The sequence below is a fragment of the Pseudomonas sp. Pf153 genome (assembly GCF_001269775.1).
In the GTDB taxonomy this organism is placed as follows: Bacteria; Pseudomonadota; Gammaproteobacteria; order Pseudomonadales; family Pseudomonadaceae; genus Aquipseudomonas; species Aquipseudomonas uvaldensis.
In genome coordinates, this window is the sequence record NZ_LHVL01000008.1 from 227,734 (window position 1) to 244,729 (window position 16,996).

At 62.3% G+C, this 16,996-nt stretch carries 15 protein-coding genes and 2 pseudogenes; 11 read left to right on the plus strand and 6 right to left on the minus strand.

Going from position 1 to position 16,996, the window contains the following annotated elements:
- Window positions 1-135 precede the first annotated feature (135 nt).
- From ubiE to AD666_RS26985, 11 genes and pseudogenes are all read left to right on the plus strand, one after another.
- Window positions 136-906 carry a bifunctional demethylmenaquinone methyltransferase/2-methoxy-6-polyprenyl-1,4-benzoquinol methylase UbiE gene (gene ubiE / locus AD666_RS03920; RefSeq protein WP_053147769.1) on the plus strand — a complete coding sequence of 257 codons (771 nt, stop codon included), beginning with the start codon at window positions 136-138 and terminating at the stop codon, window positions 904-906.
- Window positions 906-1,530: pseudogene (locus tag AD666_RS03925) on the plus strand (SCP2 domain-containing protein). Before ubiE ends, AD666_RS03925 begins: the two are co-directional and overlap by 1 nt.
- Window positions 1,527-3,131: a ubiquinone biosynthesis regulatory protein kinase UbiB gene (ubiB, locus tag AD666_RS03930; RefSeq protein ID WP_053147770.1), complete on the plus strand. Its 1,605-nt coding sequence runs from the start codon at window positions 1,527-1,529 to the stop codon at window positions 3,129-3,131. Before AD666_RS03925 ends, ubiB begins: the two are co-directional and overlap by 4 nt.
- A gap of 81 nt (window positions 3,132-3,212) precedes the next feature.
- Window positions 3,213-3,611 carry a phosphoribosyl-AMP cyclohydrolase gene (hisI, locus tag AD666_RS03935; protein WP_003196931.1) on the plus strand — a complete coding sequence of 133 codons (399 nt, stop codon included), beginning with the start codon at window positions 3,213-3,215 and terminating at the stop codon, window positions 3,609-3,611.
- Window positions 3,604-3,936, plus strand: a complete 333-nt coding sequence (locus tag AD666_RS03940; RefSeq protein ID WP_053147774.1) for a phosphoribosyl-ATP diphosphatase — start codon at window positions 3,604-3,606, stop codon at window positions 3,934-3,936. The genes hisI and AD666_RS03940 overlap by 8 nt, the downstream gene beginning before the upstream one ends.
- Window positions 3,937-3,960: 24 nt before the next feature.
- The gene (locus AD666_RS03945) at window positions 3,961-4,248 is read left to right on the plus strand and encodes a twin-arginine translocase TatA/TatE family subunit (protein ID WP_053147776.1); all 288 of its coding nucleotides are present in this window, start codon (window positions 3,961-3,963) and stop codon (window positions 4,246-4,248) included.
- A gap of 10 nt (window positions 4,249-4,258) precedes the next feature.
- Entirely contained in the window at window positions 4,259-4,684 is a 426-nt protein-coding gene (tatB, locus tag AD666_RS03950; protein ID WP_053147778.1) for a Sec-independent protein translocase protein TatB, read from the plus strand.
- The gene (gene tatC / locus AD666_RS03955) at window positions 4,681-5,487 is read left to right on the plus strand and encodes a twin-arginine translocase subunit TatC (RefSeq protein ID WP_053147780.1); all 807 of its coding nucleotides are present in this window, start codon (window positions 4,681-4,683) and stop codon (window positions 5,485-5,487) included. Before tatB ends, tatC begins: the two co-directional genes overlap by 4 nt.
- A complete protein-coding gene (locus AD666_RS03960) occupies window positions 5,484-6,191 on the plus strand; it encodes a 16S rRNA (uracil(1498)-N(3))-methyltransferase (protein WP_053147782.1) in 708 nt (235 codons plus the stop codon). Before tatC ends, AD666_RS03960 begins: the two co-directional genes overlap by 4 nt.
- A gap of 99 nt (window positions 6,192-6,290) precedes the next feature.
- Window positions 6,291-8,195, plus strand: a complete 1,905-nt coding sequence (locus AD666_RS03965; protein WP_053147784.1) for a methyl-accepting chemotaxis protein — start codon at window positions 6,291-6,293, stop codon at window positions 8,193-8,195.
- Between the two features lie 159 nt (window positions 8,196-8,354).
- A pseudogene (locus AD666_RS26985) lies at window positions 8,355-8,441 on the plus strand (DUF6124 family protein); the annotation flags it as partial.
- A 133-nt stretch (window positions 8,442-8,574) separates the two neighbouring features.
- On the opposite strand, the gene mdoH reads toward AD666_RS26985, so the two are convergent.
- The 6 genes from mdoH to hutI form a co-directional block, all read right to left on the minus strand.
- Window positions 8,575-11,145: a glucans biosynthesis glucosyltransferase MdoH gene (mdoH, locus tag AD666_RS03970; RefSeq protein WP_053147786.1), complete on the minus strand. Its 2,571-nt coding sequence runs from the start codon at window positions 11,143-11,145 to the stop codon at window positions 8,575-8,577.
- A complete protein-coding gene (locus AD666_RS03975) occupies window positions 11,138-12,880 on the minus strand; it encodes a glucan biosynthesis protein G (RefSeq protein ID WP_172679589.1) in 1,743 nt (580 codons plus the stop codon). The genes mdoH and AD666_RS03975 overlap by 8 nt, the downstream gene beginning before the upstream one ends.
- A 350-nt stretch (window positions 12,881-13,230) precedes the next feature.
- Window positions 13,231-13,668, minus strand: coding sequence for a D-aminoacyl-tRNA deacylase (gene dtd / locus AD666_RS03980; RefSeq protein ID WP_053147790.1), 438 nt, complete (start codon window positions 13,666-13,668; stop codon window positions 13,231-13,233).
- Complete coding sequence (pip, locus tag AD666_RS03985; protein ID WP_053147792.1) at window positions 13,665-14,636, minus strand: prolyl aminopeptidase; 972 nt, start codon at window positions 14,634-14,636, stop codon at window positions 13,665-13,667. Before pip ends, dtd begins: the two co-directional genes overlap by 4 nt.
- Before the next feature lie 156 nt (window positions 14,637-14,792).
- Window positions 14,793-15,596, minus strand: coding sequence for an N-formylglutamate deformylase (gene hutG, locus AD666_RS03990; RefSeq protein ID WP_053147794.1), 804 nt, complete (start codon window positions 15,594-15,596; stop codon window positions 14,793-14,795).
- An 11-nt stretch (window positions 15,597-15,607) separates the two neighbouring features.
- On the minus strand, window positions 15,608-16,810 hold the full coding sequence (gene hutI / locus AD666_RS03995) for an imidazolonepropionase (protein ID WP_053147796.1): 1,203 nt from the start codon (window positions 16,808-16,810) through the stop codon (window positions 15,608-15,610).
- Window positions 16,811-16,996 lie beyond the last annotated feature (186 nt).

The following is a 16,996-nucleotide window of genomic DNA, read 5'->3' on the forward strand; positions in this document are numbered from 1 at the left end:
ACTCCTGATATATCCGCAATTACCGGGACTGCGTCAAAACGTCCCGGCGGTGGCCCATCTTACCTTCAGCCTTGCCAAGACAAAGCCCTTCACCGGGGATTAGAATGTCCCGCATTCTTTTTTGGTGACAGCGATATGACTGATCAGCGCAAAGGCAGCGATGCCGAACCCACCACTCACTTCGGCTTCAAGAACGTGCCGGAAAGCCAGAAGGCGGAAAAAGTCGCTGAGGTTTTCCACTCGGTAGCCGCCAAATATGACTTGATGAACGACCTGCTCTCGGGCGGCATGCATCGTCTGTGGAAGCGTTTCGCGATCGAGTTGTCGGGCGTGCGCAGCGGCAATCGCGTGCTGGACATCGCCGGCGGCACGGGCGACCTGACGAAAAAATTCTCCCACATCGTCGGGCCGACCGGCCAGGTGGTACTCGCCGACATCAACGAGTCCATGCTCAAGGTCGGCCGTGACCGCCTGCTGGACCTGGGTGTGGCCGGCAATGTCGAGTTCGTCCAGGCCGACGCCGAGAAGCTGCCGTTCCCCGACAACCATTTCGACTGCGTGACCATCGCCTTCGGCCTGCGCAACGTCACCCATAAGGAGGACGCCCTGCGCTCGATGCTGCGTGTGCTCAAGCCCGGTGGCCGCCTGTTGGTGCTGGAGTTCTCCAAGCCGACCAATGCGCTGATGTCCAAGGCCTACGATGCCTATTCGTTCGCCTTCATGCCGTTGATGGGCAAACTGATCACCAACGATGCGGACAGCTATCGCTACCTGGCCGAATCGATCCGCATGCACCCGGACCAGGAAACCCTGAAGTCGATGATGGTCGAGGCCGGTTTCGACCGTGTGACCTACCACAACATGACCTCGGGCATCGTGGCCCTGCACCGCGGTATCAAGCCCTGATGCTGCTCACCGGCCTGCTCGCCAGTGTCGAACTCGGCATCAACCGGGTATTGCGCCTGGACAGCACGGCGCTGGCGCGCCTGACGCACCTGAGCGGCAAAGTGATTGCCGTGGACTGCCGCAGCCCGGCCCTGCGACTGTTCATCCTGCCCAGTGACGAGGGCCTGATGCTCGCCGCCCACTGGGAAGCCGAAGCGGACTGCACGCTGCGCGCCCCGGCATCGAGCCTGCTGAACCTGGCTTTGAGCAAGGACAAGACAGCGGTGCTGCACAGTCCCGATGTGGAACTGGACGGCGACAGCGGCGTGCTGCTGGAGCTAGCGGCGATTCTCCAGGATCTGGAACTGGACTGGGAATATGAACTCTCCCGCTGGCTCGGCCCGGTGGCCACCCAGTTGCTCAGTGGTCATCTGCGCAGCCGCACGCGCTGGTACCGGCAGGGGTTTGCCAGCCTGGGGCAGAATTTGAGTGAATACCTGGCCGAAGAATCGCGTACGCTCGTGGGCAAACGCGAAGCCGAAGCTCGTTTTAGTGAACTGGACCGGATCAAACTCGATCTGGAACGACTCGAGGCGCGCTTCGAGCGCCTTTCCCGATCCCTTGAAACCAAGCGATAACGCATGAAGCTGCTTGCCGTCCGCCGTCTGTTGCGCATCCAGCGCGTCGTGATCCGCTACCGCCTCGATGACCTGCTGTTCGCCCTGCCATTGCCCTGGTTTCTGCTGGCACTGCGTTTCGTGCTGCCCTGGCGCTGGTTCCCTCGTCGAACGCTGGACCTGAGCCGCGGCGCACGCCTGCGCCTGGCCTTGCAGGACCTGGGGCCGATCTTCATCAAGTTCGGCCAGATCCTTTCCACCCGGCGCGACCTGTTGCCCGAAGACATCGCCGACGAGTTGATGCTGTTGCAGGACCGCGTACCGCCGTTCGATTCCAAACTGTCGGTGGCGCTGATCGAGGAGCAACTGGGCAAGAAGATCAGCGAGGTCTTCAGCCGCTTCGACGTCGAACCGCTGGCCTCGGCGTCGGTGGCCCAGGTCCATGCCGCCCAGCTCAAGAGCGGCGAAGAGGTCGTGGTCAAGGTCATCCGGCCAGGCCTCAAGCCGGTGATCGCCCAAGACCTGGCATGGCTGTTCATCCTCGCCCGCGCCGCCGAGCGGCTATCGGCCGATGCACGGCTGCTGCATCCGGTGGACGTGGTCACGGACTACGAGAAAACCATCTACGACGAACTCGACCTGTTGCGTGAGGCGGCCAACGCCAGCCAGTTACGCCGCAACTTCGAAGGCTCGCCCATGCTCTATGTGCCGCAAGTCTACTGGGACTGGTGCCGGCCGAAAGTGCTGGTGATGGAGCGCATCTACGGCATCCAGGTCACCGACCTGGCCACCCTGGCCGACCAGCGCACCGACATGAAGCTGCTGGCCGAGCGCGGCGTGGAGATTTTCTTCACCCAGGTGTTTCGTGACAGCTTCTTCCATGCCGACATGCACCCGGGCAACATCTTTGTCAGCACCGTGCAGCCCTGGAGCCCGCAGTACATTGCCATCGACTGCGGCATCGTCGGCAGCCTGACTCCCGAAGACCAGGACTACCTGGCCCGCAACCTGTTCGCGTTCTTCAAGCGTGACTACCGCCGTGTCGCGCAATTGCACATCGACTCCGGCTGGGTGCCGGCCGAGACCAAGCTCAACGAATTCGAAGCGGCGATCCGCACCGTGTGCGAACCGATCTTCGAAAAACCGTTAAAAGATATTTCCTTCGGCCAGGTGCTGATGCGCCTGTTCCAGACCGCGCGTCGCTTCAACATGGAGGTCCAGCCGCAGCTGGTACTGTTGCAGAAAACCCTCCTGAACATCGAAGGGCTCGGTCGTCAGTTGTACCCGGACCTGGACCTGTGGAACACCGCCCAGCCTTTCCTGGAACGCTGGATGCGCGAGCGCGTCAGCCCCAAAGCCTTGCTGGGCAACGTACAGAGCCAGTTCGAACAGATCCCGCACCTGGCCAACATGACCCGCGACCTGCTCGAACGCATGTCCCAGCCCCATGCCCAGGACCCGTCACCGCCGTGGAAACAGCGCAAGGACGACTGGTTCCTGCGCCTGCTCGGCGCCGCTCATCTGGGCGGCGGCGCGGCAGTAGCCGCTGGGGGGCCATTGAACGAATTAGGGCATTGGCCCGCGATTATCATGGTGGCGGTCGGTTTGTATCTGGTCGTTCGCCGATAGCCAGCACCCGCTCGCACTGGCACACTGTTTCAACGTTGGGCCCGCCATCTTGAAGCGCGAGGCCCATGGTCGGAGTCGAAGATGAAAAACTGGCAGGACGAGATCAAATGGGACGCTGACGGTCTGGTGCCGGCCATCGCCCAGGATCACAAGACCGGGCGCGTGCTGATGATGGCCTGGATGAATCGCGAAGCACTGGCCCTGACCGCTGCCGAGAACCGCGCCATCTATTGGTCACGTTCCCGTGGCAAGCTGTGGCGCAAGGGTGAAGAATCCGGCCATGTGCAGCATTTGCACGAAATGCGCCTGGACTGCGACGGCGACGTCATCATCCTGATGGTCGAACAGGTCGGCGAGATTGCCTGCCACACCGGCCGTCAAAGCTGCTTCTATCGCGTCTTCGAGAACGGCGACTGGAAAACCGTCGACCCGGTGCTCAAGGACCCGCACGCCATTTATTCAGGACATACCCATGAGTGACACCCTGACCCGCCTGGCCCAGGTGCTGGAAGAGCGCAAAGGCGCCGCCGCCGAGAGCTCCTATGTCGCCAGCCTGTACCACAAGGGCCTGAACAAGATTCTGGAAAAAGTCGGCGAGGAATCGGTCGAAACCATCATCGCCGCCAAGGACGCCGCCATCAGCGGCGACTGCAGCGATGTGATCTACGAGACCGCCGACCTGTGGTTCCACAGCCTGGTCATGCTGGCCCAACTGGGGCAGCACCCGCAGGCCGTACTGGATGAACTGGACCGTCGCTTCGGTCTGTCCGGGCATGTCGAGAAAGCCTCGCGCCCGTCCGCCTGATCAACTTTTGAGAGGAATAGCCACATGGGTATTTTTGACTGGAAACACTGGCTCGTCATCCTGGTCGTCGTGGTGCTGGTGTTCGGCACCAAGAAACTGAAGAACCTCGGCACCGATGTCGGTGAGTCGATCAAGGGCTTTCGCAAGGCCATGAACGATGACGAGAAACCGGCCGACCCGACAGCCGCTCCCGCCCAACCCGTGCAGCCGACCCAGCCGGTACACCCCCAGGCGGCCCAGCCGGTGAATGCGCCACACACCATCGATGTGCAGGCACAGAAAGTCGAAGAGCCGACCCGCAAAGACTCGTGAGCACTGACTAATGTTTGGGATCAGCTTCACTGAACTGCTGCTCGTCGGCCTCGTCGCCCTGCTGGTGCTGGGCCCCGAGCGCCTGCCGGGTGCTGCGCGCACCGCCGGCCTGTGGATCGGCCGCTTGAAGCGCAGCTTCAATGCGATCAAACAGGAAGTTGAGCGTGAAATCGGTGCCGACGACATCCGTCGGCAGCTTCACAACGAACACATTCTGTCCCTCGAGCAGGAAGCGCGGAAGATCTTCACACCGACCCAGCAGGAGCCAACGCCGGTCCAGCCAGCAGTCGAGCCGGCGAACGCACCCCAGGCCCAGCCCCAGGTGGGTGACACCGCGCCGGCAGTGGCCGAGCCCGCAAGATCGACGGAACCTGCCCCGACGGTGCCAGCGTCCGCCGCTCCCAACGACCCTACTTTGCCGCCGCGAGCCCCATGAGCGATATCCCAGAGCACGACCAGCCAATGCCGCTGGTATCGCACCTCACCGAGTTGCGCACCCGCCTGCTGCGCTGTGTCGCGGCGGTATTCATCATCTTCGCCGGGCTGTTTGCCTTTACCCAGCAGATTTACACCTTCGTCTCCACGCCGCTGCGCCAGTACCTGCCGGAAGGCGCGACGATGATCGCCACCGACGTGTCGTCGCCGTTCCTGACGCCGTTGAAACTGACGATGATGGTCTCGCTGTTCCTGGCGATTCCCGTGATCCTGCATCAGATCTGGGGCTTCATTGCGCCAGGCCTGTACAAGCACGAAAAACGCATCGCCGTACCGCTGCTGGTGTCCAGCATCCTGCTGTTCTACACCGGGATGGCCTTCGCCTACTTCCTGGTGTTCCCGCTGATCTTTAAGTTCTTCGCCGCCGCGACCCCGTCCGGCGTCGAGATGATGACCGACATCACCAGCTACCTGGACTTCGTCATGACGCTGTTCTTCGCCTTCGGCGTGGCGTTCGAAATTCCCGTGGCGGTGGTGCTGCTGGTCTGGATCGGCGTGGTGGACGTGGCGTACCTGAAGAAGATCCGTCCGTACGTGATCATCGGCTGCTTCGTGGTCGGCATGATCCTGACGCCACCGGACATCTTCTCCCAGACCCTCCTGGCGGTCCCGATGTGGCTGCTGTTCGAAGTCGGCGTGCTGTTCGGTGGCCTGGTGCGCAAGCGCAGCGAGCATCCGGACGACGAGGCGGACGAACAATCGGCCGACGACCATAACGACCAGCCGCCAGCGACCCAAGCGTGAACCTGCTGCTGCTCGAAGAGGCCGACTTCATCGGGCCGGACCGGGTCGTCCTGCGCGACCGTCGATTGACCCACATGCAGGAAGTCCATCGCAGTGCCGTTGGCGATAGCCTACGGGTCGGGCGCATCGGGGGGTTGATGGGCTCCGCCCAGGTGCTGCGCCTGGAAGCCCGCGAGGCTGAGCTGCAAGTCACTCTGGACCAGCCGCCACCGGCCAAGCTGCCACTGACGCTGGTACTGGCACTGCCGCGCCCGAAGATGCTCCGGCGGGTATTCCAGACCGTCGCCACCATGGGCGTGCCACGGGTGATCCTGGTCAACAGCTATCGGGTGGAAAAAAGCTTCTGGCAGACCCCGTTCCTGGAGCCGGAGGCCATTCGCGAACAGCTGATTCTCGGCCTGGAGCAGGCCAGGGACAGCGTGCTGCCTGAAGTCATCATCGAGAAACGCTTCAAGCCCTTCGTCGAAGACCGCCTGCCGGCCCTGACCAATGGCACCCTGGGCCTGGTCGGTCATCCGGGTAACTACCCCCCCTGCCCCCGGGCGCTGGCAGAACCCATCACCCTGGCGATCGGCCCGGAAGGCGGCTGGATCCCCTACGAAGTCGACCTGCTGGCCAAGGCCGGCCTGCAACCGGTGCAGTTGGGCGAGCGAATCCTGCGGGTCGAGACGGCGGTCACGGCGCTGCTCGCTCGGCTGTTCTGACCCCCCGTTTCACGATCTTCAGTTCATTTCTACAGATCCCTCCCGAACCGCCGATACAGTCCCCATAAAACCAATTCGATGCTCCAGGGGAGTGACAGCATGTTCCGATGGCTTGGAAATGTAAGCGTTAATCGCAAACTCGGCGCAGGCTTTGGCCTGGTGCTGTTCCTCACGTTGATGATTGCCTTCACCGGCTGGAGCAGCCTGGGCAATGTCATCAGCCGAGGCGACAAGCTGGGGTTCATTGCCAGTCTCAACGACTTGAGCAAGGACCTGAACCTGGCGAGCATCGACTACAACACCACACGGGGCGAGAAAGGGCCGCAGCAGGTCAACGACCTGCTTGGCAAGCTGGAAGCCGGGCTCAATACCGCCCGCCAGTTGATCGAACAATCGGCCGATGTGGCGCTGATCGACAAGCAACTGGCCGCCGTCGCCGAATACAAGGGCGCCTTTGCCCTGATGACCCGCGCCACCGTCAACCGTGAAGATGCACGCAGCAAGCTGGGCGCCAGCGCCGACAACGCCGTGGCCCGCGTCGCCGAAGTGGAGAAAGCGGCGTTGCAAGCCGGCGATGTCACTCAGTTCAATAGCGTGGTCACCCTGAGTAAAGCGATCCAGCAAGCGCGCTACCAGGTTCGCGGCTACACCTACAGTGGCAAGAGCGATGCCCAGCAACCTGCCCTCGATGCCATCGATAACGTCCTGAAGCTGCTTGCACGCCTGCCCGATCAGTTGCCAGCCGAACACGCCGCCAACCTGCAGCAGGCCAACGACTCGTTCAATCTCTATCGCGCGGCCGTGGCCCAGTTCCGCGACTCGCAGATCGACAACGCCGCCGCGCAACAGCGCATGACCGAGCAGGGCCAGGTGTTGATCGACGCCAGCCAGAAACTGACCGTATCCCAGACCGCCGTGCGTGACCACGACGCGGCCCAGGCCAAGACCGTCCTGATTGCCGCTGCCGCGTTGGCGTTGCTGTTCGGGGTGATTGCCGCCACCTTCATTACCCGGCAGATCGTCGGCCCGCTGGCCCAGACGCTGACGGTGGCCGAACGCGTGGCCGCCGGTGACCTGACCCACAACCTCACCTCCGATCGCCGCGACGAACTCGGCCAGCTGCAACGGGCCATGCAAAGCATGACCGTGGGCCTTCGGCAACTGATCGGGGGCATCGGCGAAGGCGTCACTCAGATCGCCAGCGCCGCCGAACAGCTTTCGGCCGTGACCGAGCAAACCAGCGCCGGCGTCAACAGCCAGAAAGTGGAGACCGATCAGGTTGCCACCGCCATGCACGAAATGACCGCCACGGTGCAGGAAGTGGCACGCAACGCCGAGGAAGCCTCGGAGGCAGCCGTCGCCGCCGACCAGCAGGCTCGTGAAGGCGACAAGGTGGTGGGCGAAGCCATCGCCCAGATCGAGCGTCTGGCGCTGGAAGTCGGCAACTCCACCGCCGCCATGGGCGACTTGAAGCGCGAAAGCGACAAGATCGGCAGCGTGCTGGACGTGATCAAGTCCGTGGCCCAGCAGACCAACCTGCTGGCGCTCAACGCAGCCATCGAGGCCGCCCGCGCCGGTGAAGCCGGGCGTGGTTTCGCGGTGGTCGCCGATGAAGTCCGCAGCCTGGCCCAGCGCACCCAGAAGTCCACCGAGGAAATCGAAGAGCTGATTCTGGGGCTGCAGAACGGCACCGAGCAGGTCGCGACCATCATGGACAACAGCCGCAGCCTGACCGACAGCAGCGTCGAACTGACCCGCCGCGCCGGCGGTTCCCTGGAGAACATTACCCGCACGGTCTCGGCCATCCAGTCGATGAACCAGCAGATCGCTGCCGCCGCCGAGCAGCAGAGCGCCGTGGCCGAGGAGATCAACCGCAGCGTGCTCAACGTGCGCGATGTCTCGGAGCAAACGGCATCGTCCAGCGAAGAAACCGCAGCCTCCAGTGCCGAACTGGCGCGATTGGGCGTGCACTTGCAGACGCTGGTGGGGCGATTCAAGGTCTGATCCCCTCGTAGCGAGGCGCCCGTCCTGGGCGCCCTTGCCCGGTTCCTCCTATGGGAAGCGTGCTCGCCCGTGAAGATGCCGGCACATCCAACATCCCCCGCAAACCGACCCACCGCTTTCGCGAGCAAGCCCGCTCCCACAGGGATGTATGGTGAATGCCATGTTGCCTTGGGCATCCAGCAACTGATCGAGCTCGGTAGTTTGCTGGCAAACCGGGCGCTGGATAGCGTCGACCCTCGACCATAGTCTGACTGGCCAGGGGAAGCCAGGTGCGGATGTGGCGAAGGGATGGTTTCCCTCGCCACATCCACCGGTGCGCTCCAAATCCTAGACCCAACAAAAAGCCCCGCTTCCTTTCAGAAGCGGGGCTTTTTGTGCATCAGGCCAGTTGAGGCTGGGCACTGACCGGCTGAAGCGGTAGCAACGGCGCATGAGGATCGGCATTGACCGACTCACGCCACGCTGCCAGCCACTCGGGATGGCTCTCGCTCCAGACCTGCTCATGCAGGCGGGACAGGGCCACCGGGTCGCTCAACAGCGCCAGGCGCTCGGCATTGCTGAGGCCGGCCGGACCAACCTTCAAGGCATGGCGAACGCGTTCGCCCCGCAGCCATTCGATCGGCTCGGCCTTGCCGTGCCGCGATGTGGCCAAGGCATACGCCAAGGCGTTTTGCTGTGGGTCGACGACCGCCCTAATGAAACCGTCGTTCAGCGCATGCCAGCGGTTCTCATGGGCATACTGGTCGGTCGACAGCAGTTCCTGTGGCGGAGCGTATTCCTCCGGGATCAGGAACAGGCTTTCATCGCGCGACTTCAAGCCCAGGCCCACGCGGCTGGAGATCACCGAGACCGGGATCGACAGCATCAGCGAGCCGACGATCGGCACCAGCCACCACAGGAAGCTGGGGTTCAGCCAGATCACCAGCAATGCCCAGAGGAAGCCCAGCAAGGTCTGCGGACCGTGGCGCTTGACCGCTTCGCTCCAGGGCGTCGAGTCGTCGTCACGTTTCGGCGAGTTCCAGGTGGCGGCCCAGCCGAGGAACGCGGCCAATACGAAACGGGTGTGGAAGATCATCCGGACCGGTGCCAGCAGCATGGAGAACAGCATCTCCAGCAACATCGACAGCGTCACCTTGAACTTGCCACCGAACTCCTTCGCGCCCTTGGCCCAGATCAGCACGACACTGAGCAGCTTGGGCAGGAACAGCAGCACGATGGTCGTCGAGAACAGCGCGATGGCCTTCTCCGGATGCCATTGCGGCCATAGCGGATACAACTGGCGCGGTTCGAGGAAGTACTGCGGCTCCATCAGCGTATTGACCGCCAGCAGCGCGGTGGACAACACCAGGAAGAAGAACCACAGGGGCGCCGACAGGTAGGACATCACCCCGGTCAGGAACACCGCACGGTGTACCGGGTGCATGCCCTTGACCAGGAAGAGCCGGAAGTTCATCAGGTTGCCGTGGCACCAGCGACGGTCACGCTTGAGTTCGTCCAGCAGGTTCGGCGGCAATTCCTCATAGCTGCCCGGCAGGTCATAGGCAATCCACACGCCCCAGCCGGCACGGCGCATCAGTGCCGCTTCGACGAAGTCGTGGGACAGGATCGCACCGGCGAAGGCACCTTTGCCGGGCAATGGCGCCAGGGCGCAATGCTCGATGAAGGGCTTCATGCGGATGATCGCATTGTGTCCCCAGTAATGGGATTCGCCCAACTGCCAGAAGTGCAGGCCGGCGGTGAACAGCGGACCGTAGACCCGTGTCGCGAATTGCTGCATGCGCGCATACAGCGTGTCCATGCCCGAAGCCTTCGGCGCGGTCTGGATGATGCCGGCGTCCGGCGTGGCTTCCATCAGGCGCACCAGGCTGGTCAGGCATTCGCCGCTCATGACGCTGTCGGCATCAAGCACGACCATGTACTTGTAATCGCTGCCCCAACGACGGCAGAAATCGTCGAGGTTACCGCTCTTGCGCTTCACGCGACGACGGCGACGACGGTAGAAGATCTTGCCGAAGCCGCCAGCCTCGCGGCAGACGTCCAGCCAGGCTTGCTGCTCGGCCACGCAGATGTCGGTTTCGTTACTGTCGCTGAGCACGAAGAAATCGAAACGATCCAGGTCGCCAGTGGCGGCTACCGACTCGAAGGTTGCCCGCAAACCGGCAAACACCCGAGGCACATCTTCGTTGCAGATCGGCATGACCAGCGCGGTACGGGCGTCCTTGGGGATCGGCTCGTTGCCGGCACTGGCCCCGGAGATACGGTACTTGTCGCGTCCGGTGAGCAGTTCCAGGAAGCCCATCAGGGCGGTCCAGAAACCGGCCGATACCCAGCAGAACAGAATGCCGAACAGGATCAGGATGCTGGTCTGCAGCGCATACGGCAGCACTTGCGTGGCGGTTTGCGACAACGGCTGGTGCAGGACTTCGTCCAGGTCCACGAGCGACCAGCCCTGATACGGCATGATGCCTTTCATGTACCAACCGGCGACAATGGTCTGGCCGAGCATCAGCAGCAACAGGATGTAGCGCCGCGTCGAGCCCACGGTACGCCAGCGCGCTTCGGGCAGCACGCGGGCGTCCTTCGGTGGCCTCGGCGGGTTGGTACGGCCGGTAATACGCCGCCACGCACGCACCAGGATATTGGTGCGCCAGGGCTCCGGCACGACTTTGGTCCGTCGAATCGGTGGTGTCGCCTTCAGGCACACCCGACCACTGGCGTCGAGCGCCAGCATTTCGGCGTCCTCCAGCTCCTCGGCTGTGCTCAAGGTCAGACGACGCCCCACTGAAGCCTGCGCCGCTTCGCCGGGCTCATCGAAGGTCGAGGACGAAAGCCGCTGGTGCAGTTCGCTGAAGGATGAGCAGCCCGCCAGCTCGGCGCGCTGCTCGTCGGTCATTGGCAAATGGGCCAGGTATTCGCTGAGCGTCTCTGGCTGTACTGGCGTATTACTCATCGGCTGGCAACTGATAGCTCCAGGTTTCGGTCAGGACTTGTTCAGTCGGTTCCGGTTCCTGCGGGGTTGGGGTCGCCTCTACGGCGGTGGACGCCTTGACGGCCTTGGCTTCTTCTTTGGCTTGCTGCTGCTCTTTTTCTTTCTCTTTTTCGCTCTGCTGCTTGGCGACCTTGTCTGCCTTGGCAAGGGTCGTAGTCACGGCATGCGACGCGGCAGGGGCTTCGACAGGCGTCAGCGGACGGACCAGCGCCGCACGCATTTCGGTAGCCTGTTTAGGATCCTTGACCTTCAGGCGCAAGGTCAGGCGCCAGCCCTTGGTTTCAGGGTTGTAGCGAACGTTGTTCTCGACGACCTCGGCGTTGTCGCCGACGCTCACCTGGCTGCGCACTTCTGCATCTTCCGGCAGCGCTTGCAGGGAAGGCCCTTCGAAATCCACCAGGTAGGCCACACTGCCGTCCGGCTGGCGGATCAGGTTGGACTGTTTCACGTCACCGGTGGAACGCAGGGTCTGCTTGACCCAGGCGCTGTCCGGCGAATGCAGGCTGGCCTCGTCGAGGGTCCAGTGCAGGCGGTAGGAGAAGTCCAGCGGCTGACCAGGCTCAGGCAGTTTTTCCGGACTCCAGAAGGCAACGATGTTGTCGTTGGTTTCATCGGCGGTCGGAATCTCTACCAGATCCACAGTGCCCTTGCCCCAGTCGCCTTTGGGTTCGATCCAGGCGCTCGGACGCTTGTCGTAGCGATCGTCCAGGTCTTCGTATTGGCTGAAGTCGCGGCCACGTTGCAGCAGGCCGAAACCACGCGGGTTTTCTACCGAGAAGTTGCTCACGGCCAAGTGTTTCGGGTTGTTCAGCGGACGCCAGATCCATTCGCCGTTGCCGGCATGGATCGACAGGCCATTGGAGTCGTGCAGCTCGCGGCGATAATTGAGCACCTTGGACGGCTGGTTGGCGCCGAACAGGAACATGCTCGTGAGCGGGGCAACGCCCAGCTTGCTGACACGATCACGCAGGAACATCCGTGCCTTCACATCGACCACGGTATCGGTGCCTGGACGCAGGGTCAGGCGATAGGCGCCGGTGGCCCGTGGCGAGTCCAGCAGGGCAAAGATCACCAGGTGCTTGTCGGTCGGTTTCGGACGCTGGATCCAGAACTCACGGAAACGCGGGAATTCCTCGCCGGATGGCAAGGCGGTGTCGATGGCCATGCCACGAGCGGACAAGCCATAAGTCTGGCCCTTGCCAATGACACGGAAATAGCTCGCGCCCAGCATGGTCATGATTTCGTCTTGCTTGTCGGCCTTGTTGATGGGGTACAGCACGCGGAAACCCGCGTAGCCCAGCTGTTCGGTGGCCTTTGGATCGAACTGCACGTCACCGAAATCGAAGCGCGTCGGGTCATACTTGATCTCTTCGACGTTAGTCGCGGTGATCTCGTTGATTTTCACCGGTGTGTCGAAATGCATGCCCTGGTGATAGAACGACAGCCTGAATGGTGTCTTTTGGTCAGCCCACTCAGCTTTTTCGGTGCGGAAACGGATTTTCTGATAGTCGGCGAACTTCATATCGCGAAATTCGTTTGGCAGGTTGCTGCGCGGGACTTCGAATTTTTGCCCGGCCAGTTCCTGAGCCTTCGCCGATACATCATCCAGGCTGAATGCCCACAGTTGGCCCGCGCCGAGCAGGCACAACAGGGCAGAACCCGCTACCAGAGCGTTTCTAAACCGTTTGGCAGACATTTTTGGTGCATTACAGGGACTAACAATCACGAGCAACCCTCGCCGAAAACAGATCAAAAAACCAACGGCCAGTTAAGGTATCCGCTTGGTAACGGCATTGAAAAACCGACCTTGCGAAGCACTCTTGCCAAGTTGGCGAGCATTGTTCCGACTCCGATGGGACAAAATGATTCCCCAAACGGTCCAGGACAAGTCTCTACCTAAGTCAAATGGACCGGCGAACGCCGATCCCCCGTAGCGCGCGATTATCTAGCAGGCCGCGTGACAACGCATCAGGGACAACAAAGTATTTATCGAGAAAACTCCCTGTTTAGCCTCGAAATCGGACCGAAAAGGTGTTTCAAACGCTTTCAGACCTGTAACAAAAAGGTTACCGGGCCATCATTGACCAGATGCACTTGCATGTCGGCGCCGAATCTACCTGATGCCACAATGCTATGCACCTGTTTCGCCTGGGTGACGAGATAGTTGAACAACTCTTCGCCCAAGGCTGGCGGTGCAGCCGTCGAAAAACTCGGCCGCAAGCCGCTTTTGGTGTCCGCCGCCAGGGTGAACTGTGAAACCAGCAGCAGCCCGCCACCGACGTCCGCCAGGGACAGGTTCATCTTGCCTTCGGCATCACTGAACACCCGATAATTGAGCAGCTTGTGCAAAAGCTTGTCGGCGCTGGCACGGGTGTCCTCGGGCTCGACCGCCACCAGCACCAGCAAGCCCTGATCCACGGCGCCCACGACCTCTGCCCCGACCTCGACCCGGGCGCCGCGAACCCGTTGCAACAGGCCCTTCATGCTTCTTCGGGCGGCAGGTCGAGCAGGCGCCGGGCCATCTGCGCGGCGGCGCGCACCAACGCATCGGTAATGCCCGGCTCCGAAGCGGCATGGCCGGCATCGCGGATGACCTGGAGCTCGCTGTTGGGCCAGTTCTGGTGCAGTTCCCAGGCGTTGTCCAGCGGGCAGATCACGTCGTAGCGACCGTGCACGATGATCCCTGGCAAATGGGCGATCTTGCCCATGTCGCGAATCAGCTGGTTGGGCTCGAGGAACGCGTTATTGGTGAAGTAGTGACATTCGATACGGGCGATCGACAACGCCCGCTGCGGTTCGGAGAAACGGTCGACCACCAGCGGGTTCGGGCGCAGGGTCGCCGTCCGGCCCTCCCAGATGGACCAGGCCTTGGCCGCGTGCATCTGGGCGATCTGATCGTTACCGGTCAGGCGTTTGTGGAAGGCGCTGAGCAGGTCGTCGCGCTCCTCCGGGGGAATGGGCGCGATGTAGTCCTGCCAGTAGTCGGGAAACAGGCGGCTGGCGCCGGCCTGATAGAACCATTCGATTTCCTGCGGACGGCAGAGAAAGATCCCACGCAAGATCAGGCCGTGTACCCGTTCCGGATGGGTCTGGGCGTAGGCCAGGGCCAGGGTCGAGCCCCAGGAGCCGCCGAACAGCACCCATTTATCGATGCCCAGATGCTTACGGATGCGCTCCAGGTCTTCGACCAGGTCCCAGGTCGTATTGTTTTCCAGGCTGGCATGGGGAGTGGAGCGACCACAACCACGCTGGTCGAAGGTGACGATGCGGTACAGGTTCGGATCGAAGTAGCAACGGCTCTGCGCATCGCAACCCGACCCCGGGCCGCCATGGATGAACACCACCGGAAGACCTTCCGGTGAACCGCTTTCGTCGACATAGAGCGTATGCGTGTCATCGACAGCCAGATCGTGCCGGGCATAGGGTTTGATCTGCGGGTACAAAGTCTGCATTGCGCGCTCCGTAAGGGGTCGATTCATCCCTGTGGGGACTTCTATTTAGTCTGCCGTCCGGCATCATAAACCCGAATCACCTTAATGAGCATGTCCCCTGGCAGTCAAAACATGTCGAGGGGTAAGGCATGGGAGAGCAAGCCCTGCCCCCACGGGTTAGCGCTTGTAAGCCTGGCATCCCCACGCCAACAAGCCCTCAAGCAGTTCCCTGAGCACCACCTGGGTCGGCTCAGCCAGGTCGGGCCGGTAGTTGAACGGTTCGAACTCTTCCATATAGGTGCTCTGGCACAGTTCCAGTTGCACCGCGTGGATGTGTTCGGCGGGGTTGCCGTAATGCCGCGTGATGTGTCCGCCCTTGAACCGTCCATTGAGCACGTGGGTGTACGCGTCGTGGCGGGCGCAGATGGCTTCGAGCTGGCCGGCAAGCATCGGGTCGCAGGCGGCGCCGTTGAAGGTACCGAGGTTGAAGTCCGGCAGCTTGCCCTCGAACAGATGGGGGATCACCGAGCGGATCGAGTGGGCATCGAACAGCAACGCATAGCCGAACTCGGCCCTGAGTCGCGCAAGTTCCTGTTGCAAGGCCTGGTGATATGGCATCCAGATCTGCTGCAAATAGGTCGCCCGCTCTTCGGCTGACGGTTCCAGCCCTTCGCGAAACAACGGCACGCCGTTGAAAAGGGTCGCCGGGTACAGACCGGTGGTGGCGCCGACGTACATCGGCTTGTCGTCCGATGGGCGGTTCAGGTCGACGACGAACCGGGAATACTCGGCGGACAACGTACTGGCACCCAGCTCGGCGGCGAAGTCATAGAGCCGGGGGATGTGCCAGTCGGTGTCCGGCAAGCTCTGGGCCTCGGGAATCAACCCGGCCTGTACCGCCGGAGTCAGACGCAGGCCCGCGTGAGGCATGCTGATCAGCAGCGGTACGCGCCCTTGCTTGAAATTCAGGACCTTCTCCAAAACCGTTCTCCTCAATCGAGTTCAACGCCGTGACGCACGACGCGTTTTTCCAGTTCGCCGCCGAGCCAGTACGCAAGGTCGGCGGGGCGGTCGATGTGCCAGGCAACGAAGTCCGCCACCTTGCCGGCCTCCAGCGAACCGTGGGTCCGGGCCATGCCCAAGGCCTGCGCGGCATGAATCGTCACCCCGGCGAGGGCTTCTTCCGGGGTCATGCGCAAACAAGTGCAGGCCATGTTCAGCATCAAGCGCAACGACAGCGCCGGCGAGGTGCCGGGGTTGAGGTCGCTGGCCACGGCGATTTTCACGCCGTGCTTGCGCAAGGCGTCCATCGGCGGCAGTTGGGTTTCGCGCAGGAAATAAAACGCCCCCGGCAATAACACGGCCACCGTGCCGGCTTCTGCCATGGCCTGGACGTCATCCTCGGTCATGAATTCCAGATGATCGGCAGACAGCGCCTGATAACGGGCGGCCAGGCTTGAGCCATGCAGCGACGACAGTTGCTCGGCGTGCAGCTTCACCGGTAGGCCCAGTCGTTGCGCGGTGACGAATACTCGCTCGACCTGTGCCGGGGAGAACGCCAGGTACTCACAAAAAGCATCTACAGCGTCCACCAGCCCCTCGGCCGCCAGGGCCGGGAGCATCTCGGTGCAGATATGTTCGATGTAATCGTCGGCGCGCTCGTTGTATTCCGGCGGCAACGCATGGGCCGCCAGGCAAGTGCTGCGTACGCTGACCGGCAGCTCGGCGCCGAGGCGGCGGATCACCCGCAACATCTTGCGCTCATTGACCAGGTTCAAACCGTAGCCGGACTTGATTTCTACGGTGGTTACGCCATCGTGCATCAGGCTCTTCAGGCGTCTGGCGGCGCTGGCGAACAGCTCGTCTTCGCTGGCGGCGCGGGTAGCGCGCACGGTGCTGGCGATGCCCCCGCCGGTGGCCGCAATTTCGGCGTAGCTGACACCTTGCAGGCGCTGCTCGAACTCACCGCTGCGATTGCCGCCGAACACCGTGTGGGTGTGGCAGTCGATCAGTCCCGGCGTGACCCAGGCGCCCTTGAGGTCGTGGACTGCCGGGTAGTCGCCGGCCGGCAACTGGGCACGGGGGCCGATCCATTGGATATGTTCGCCCTGGGTGACAATGGCGGCGTCTTCGATGATCGAGTAGACGCCCTGGGCCATGGTGGCGGCGTGGCAGTTCTGCCAGAGGGTTTTCATCCCGAGTCTCCTCGTTTCATTCAAAATCGAATCGCGAGCAGGCTCGCTCCCACAAGAACCGCACGGAACCTGTGGGAGCGGGCTTGCTCGCGAAGACGGTGGCACAGACGACATTGGTGCAAGCTGACCCTGCGCTTTCGCGAGCAAGCCCGCTCCCACAGGGCTCTCTGGTGTCAATCAAAATGG

What these genes read in the sequence shown, in the direction of transcription:
- ubiE (WP_053147769.1), top strand. Translation starts at nt 136, where the DNA reads ATGACTGATCAGCGCAAAGGCAGCGATGCCGAACCCACCACTCACTTC.
- ubiB (WP_053147770.1), top strand. Translation starts at nt 1,527, where the DNA reads ATGAAGCTGCTTGCCGTCCGCCGTCTGTTGCGCATCCAGCGCGTCGTG.
- hisI (WP_003196931.1), top strand. Translation starts at nt 3,213, where the DNA reads ATGAAAAACTGGCAGGACGAGATCAAATGGGACGCTGACGGTCTGGTG.
- AD666_RS03940 (WP_053147774.1), top strand. Translation starts at nt 3,604, where the DNA reads ATGAGTGACACCCTGACCCGCCTGGCCCAGGTGCTGGAAGAGCGCAAA.
- AD666_RS03945 (WP_053147776.1), top strand. Translation starts at nt 3,961, where the DNA reads ATGGGTATTTTTGACTGGAAACACTGGCTCGTCATCCTGGTCGTCGTG.
- tatB (WP_053147778.1), top strand. Translation starts at nt 4,259, where the DNA reads ATGTTTGGGATCAGCTTCACTGAACTGCTGCTCGTCGGCCTCGTCGCC.
- tatC (WP_053147780.1), top strand. Translation starts at nt 4,681, where the DNA reads ATGAGCGATATCCCAGAGCACGACCAGCCAATGCCGCTGGTATCGCAC.
- AD666_RS03965 (WP_053147784.1), top strand. Translation starts at nt 6,291, where the DNA reads ATGTTCCGATGGCTTGGAAATGTAAGCGTTAATCGCAAACTCGGCGCA.
- mdoH (WP_053147786.1), bottom strand. Translation starts at nt 11,145, where the DNA reads ATGAGTAATACGCCAGTACAGCCAGAGACGCTCAGCGAATACCTGGCC.
- AD666_RS03975 (WP_172679589.1), bottom strand. Translation starts at nt 12,880, where the DNA reads ATGTCTGCCAAACGGTTTAGAAACGCTCTGGTAGCGGGTTCTGCCCTG.
- dtd (WP_053147790.1), bottom strand. Translation starts at nt 13,668, where the DNA reads ATGAAGGGCCTGTTGCAACGGGTTCGCGGCGCCCGGGTCGAGGTCGGG.
- pip (WP_053147792.1), bottom strand. Translation starts at nt 14,636, where the DNA reads ATGCAGACTTTGTACCCGCAGATCAAACCCTATGCCCGGCACGATCTG.
- hutI (WP_053147796.1), bottom strand. Translation starts at nt 16,810, where the DNA reads ATGAAAACCCTCTGGCAGAACTGCCACGCCGCCACCATGGCCCAGGGC.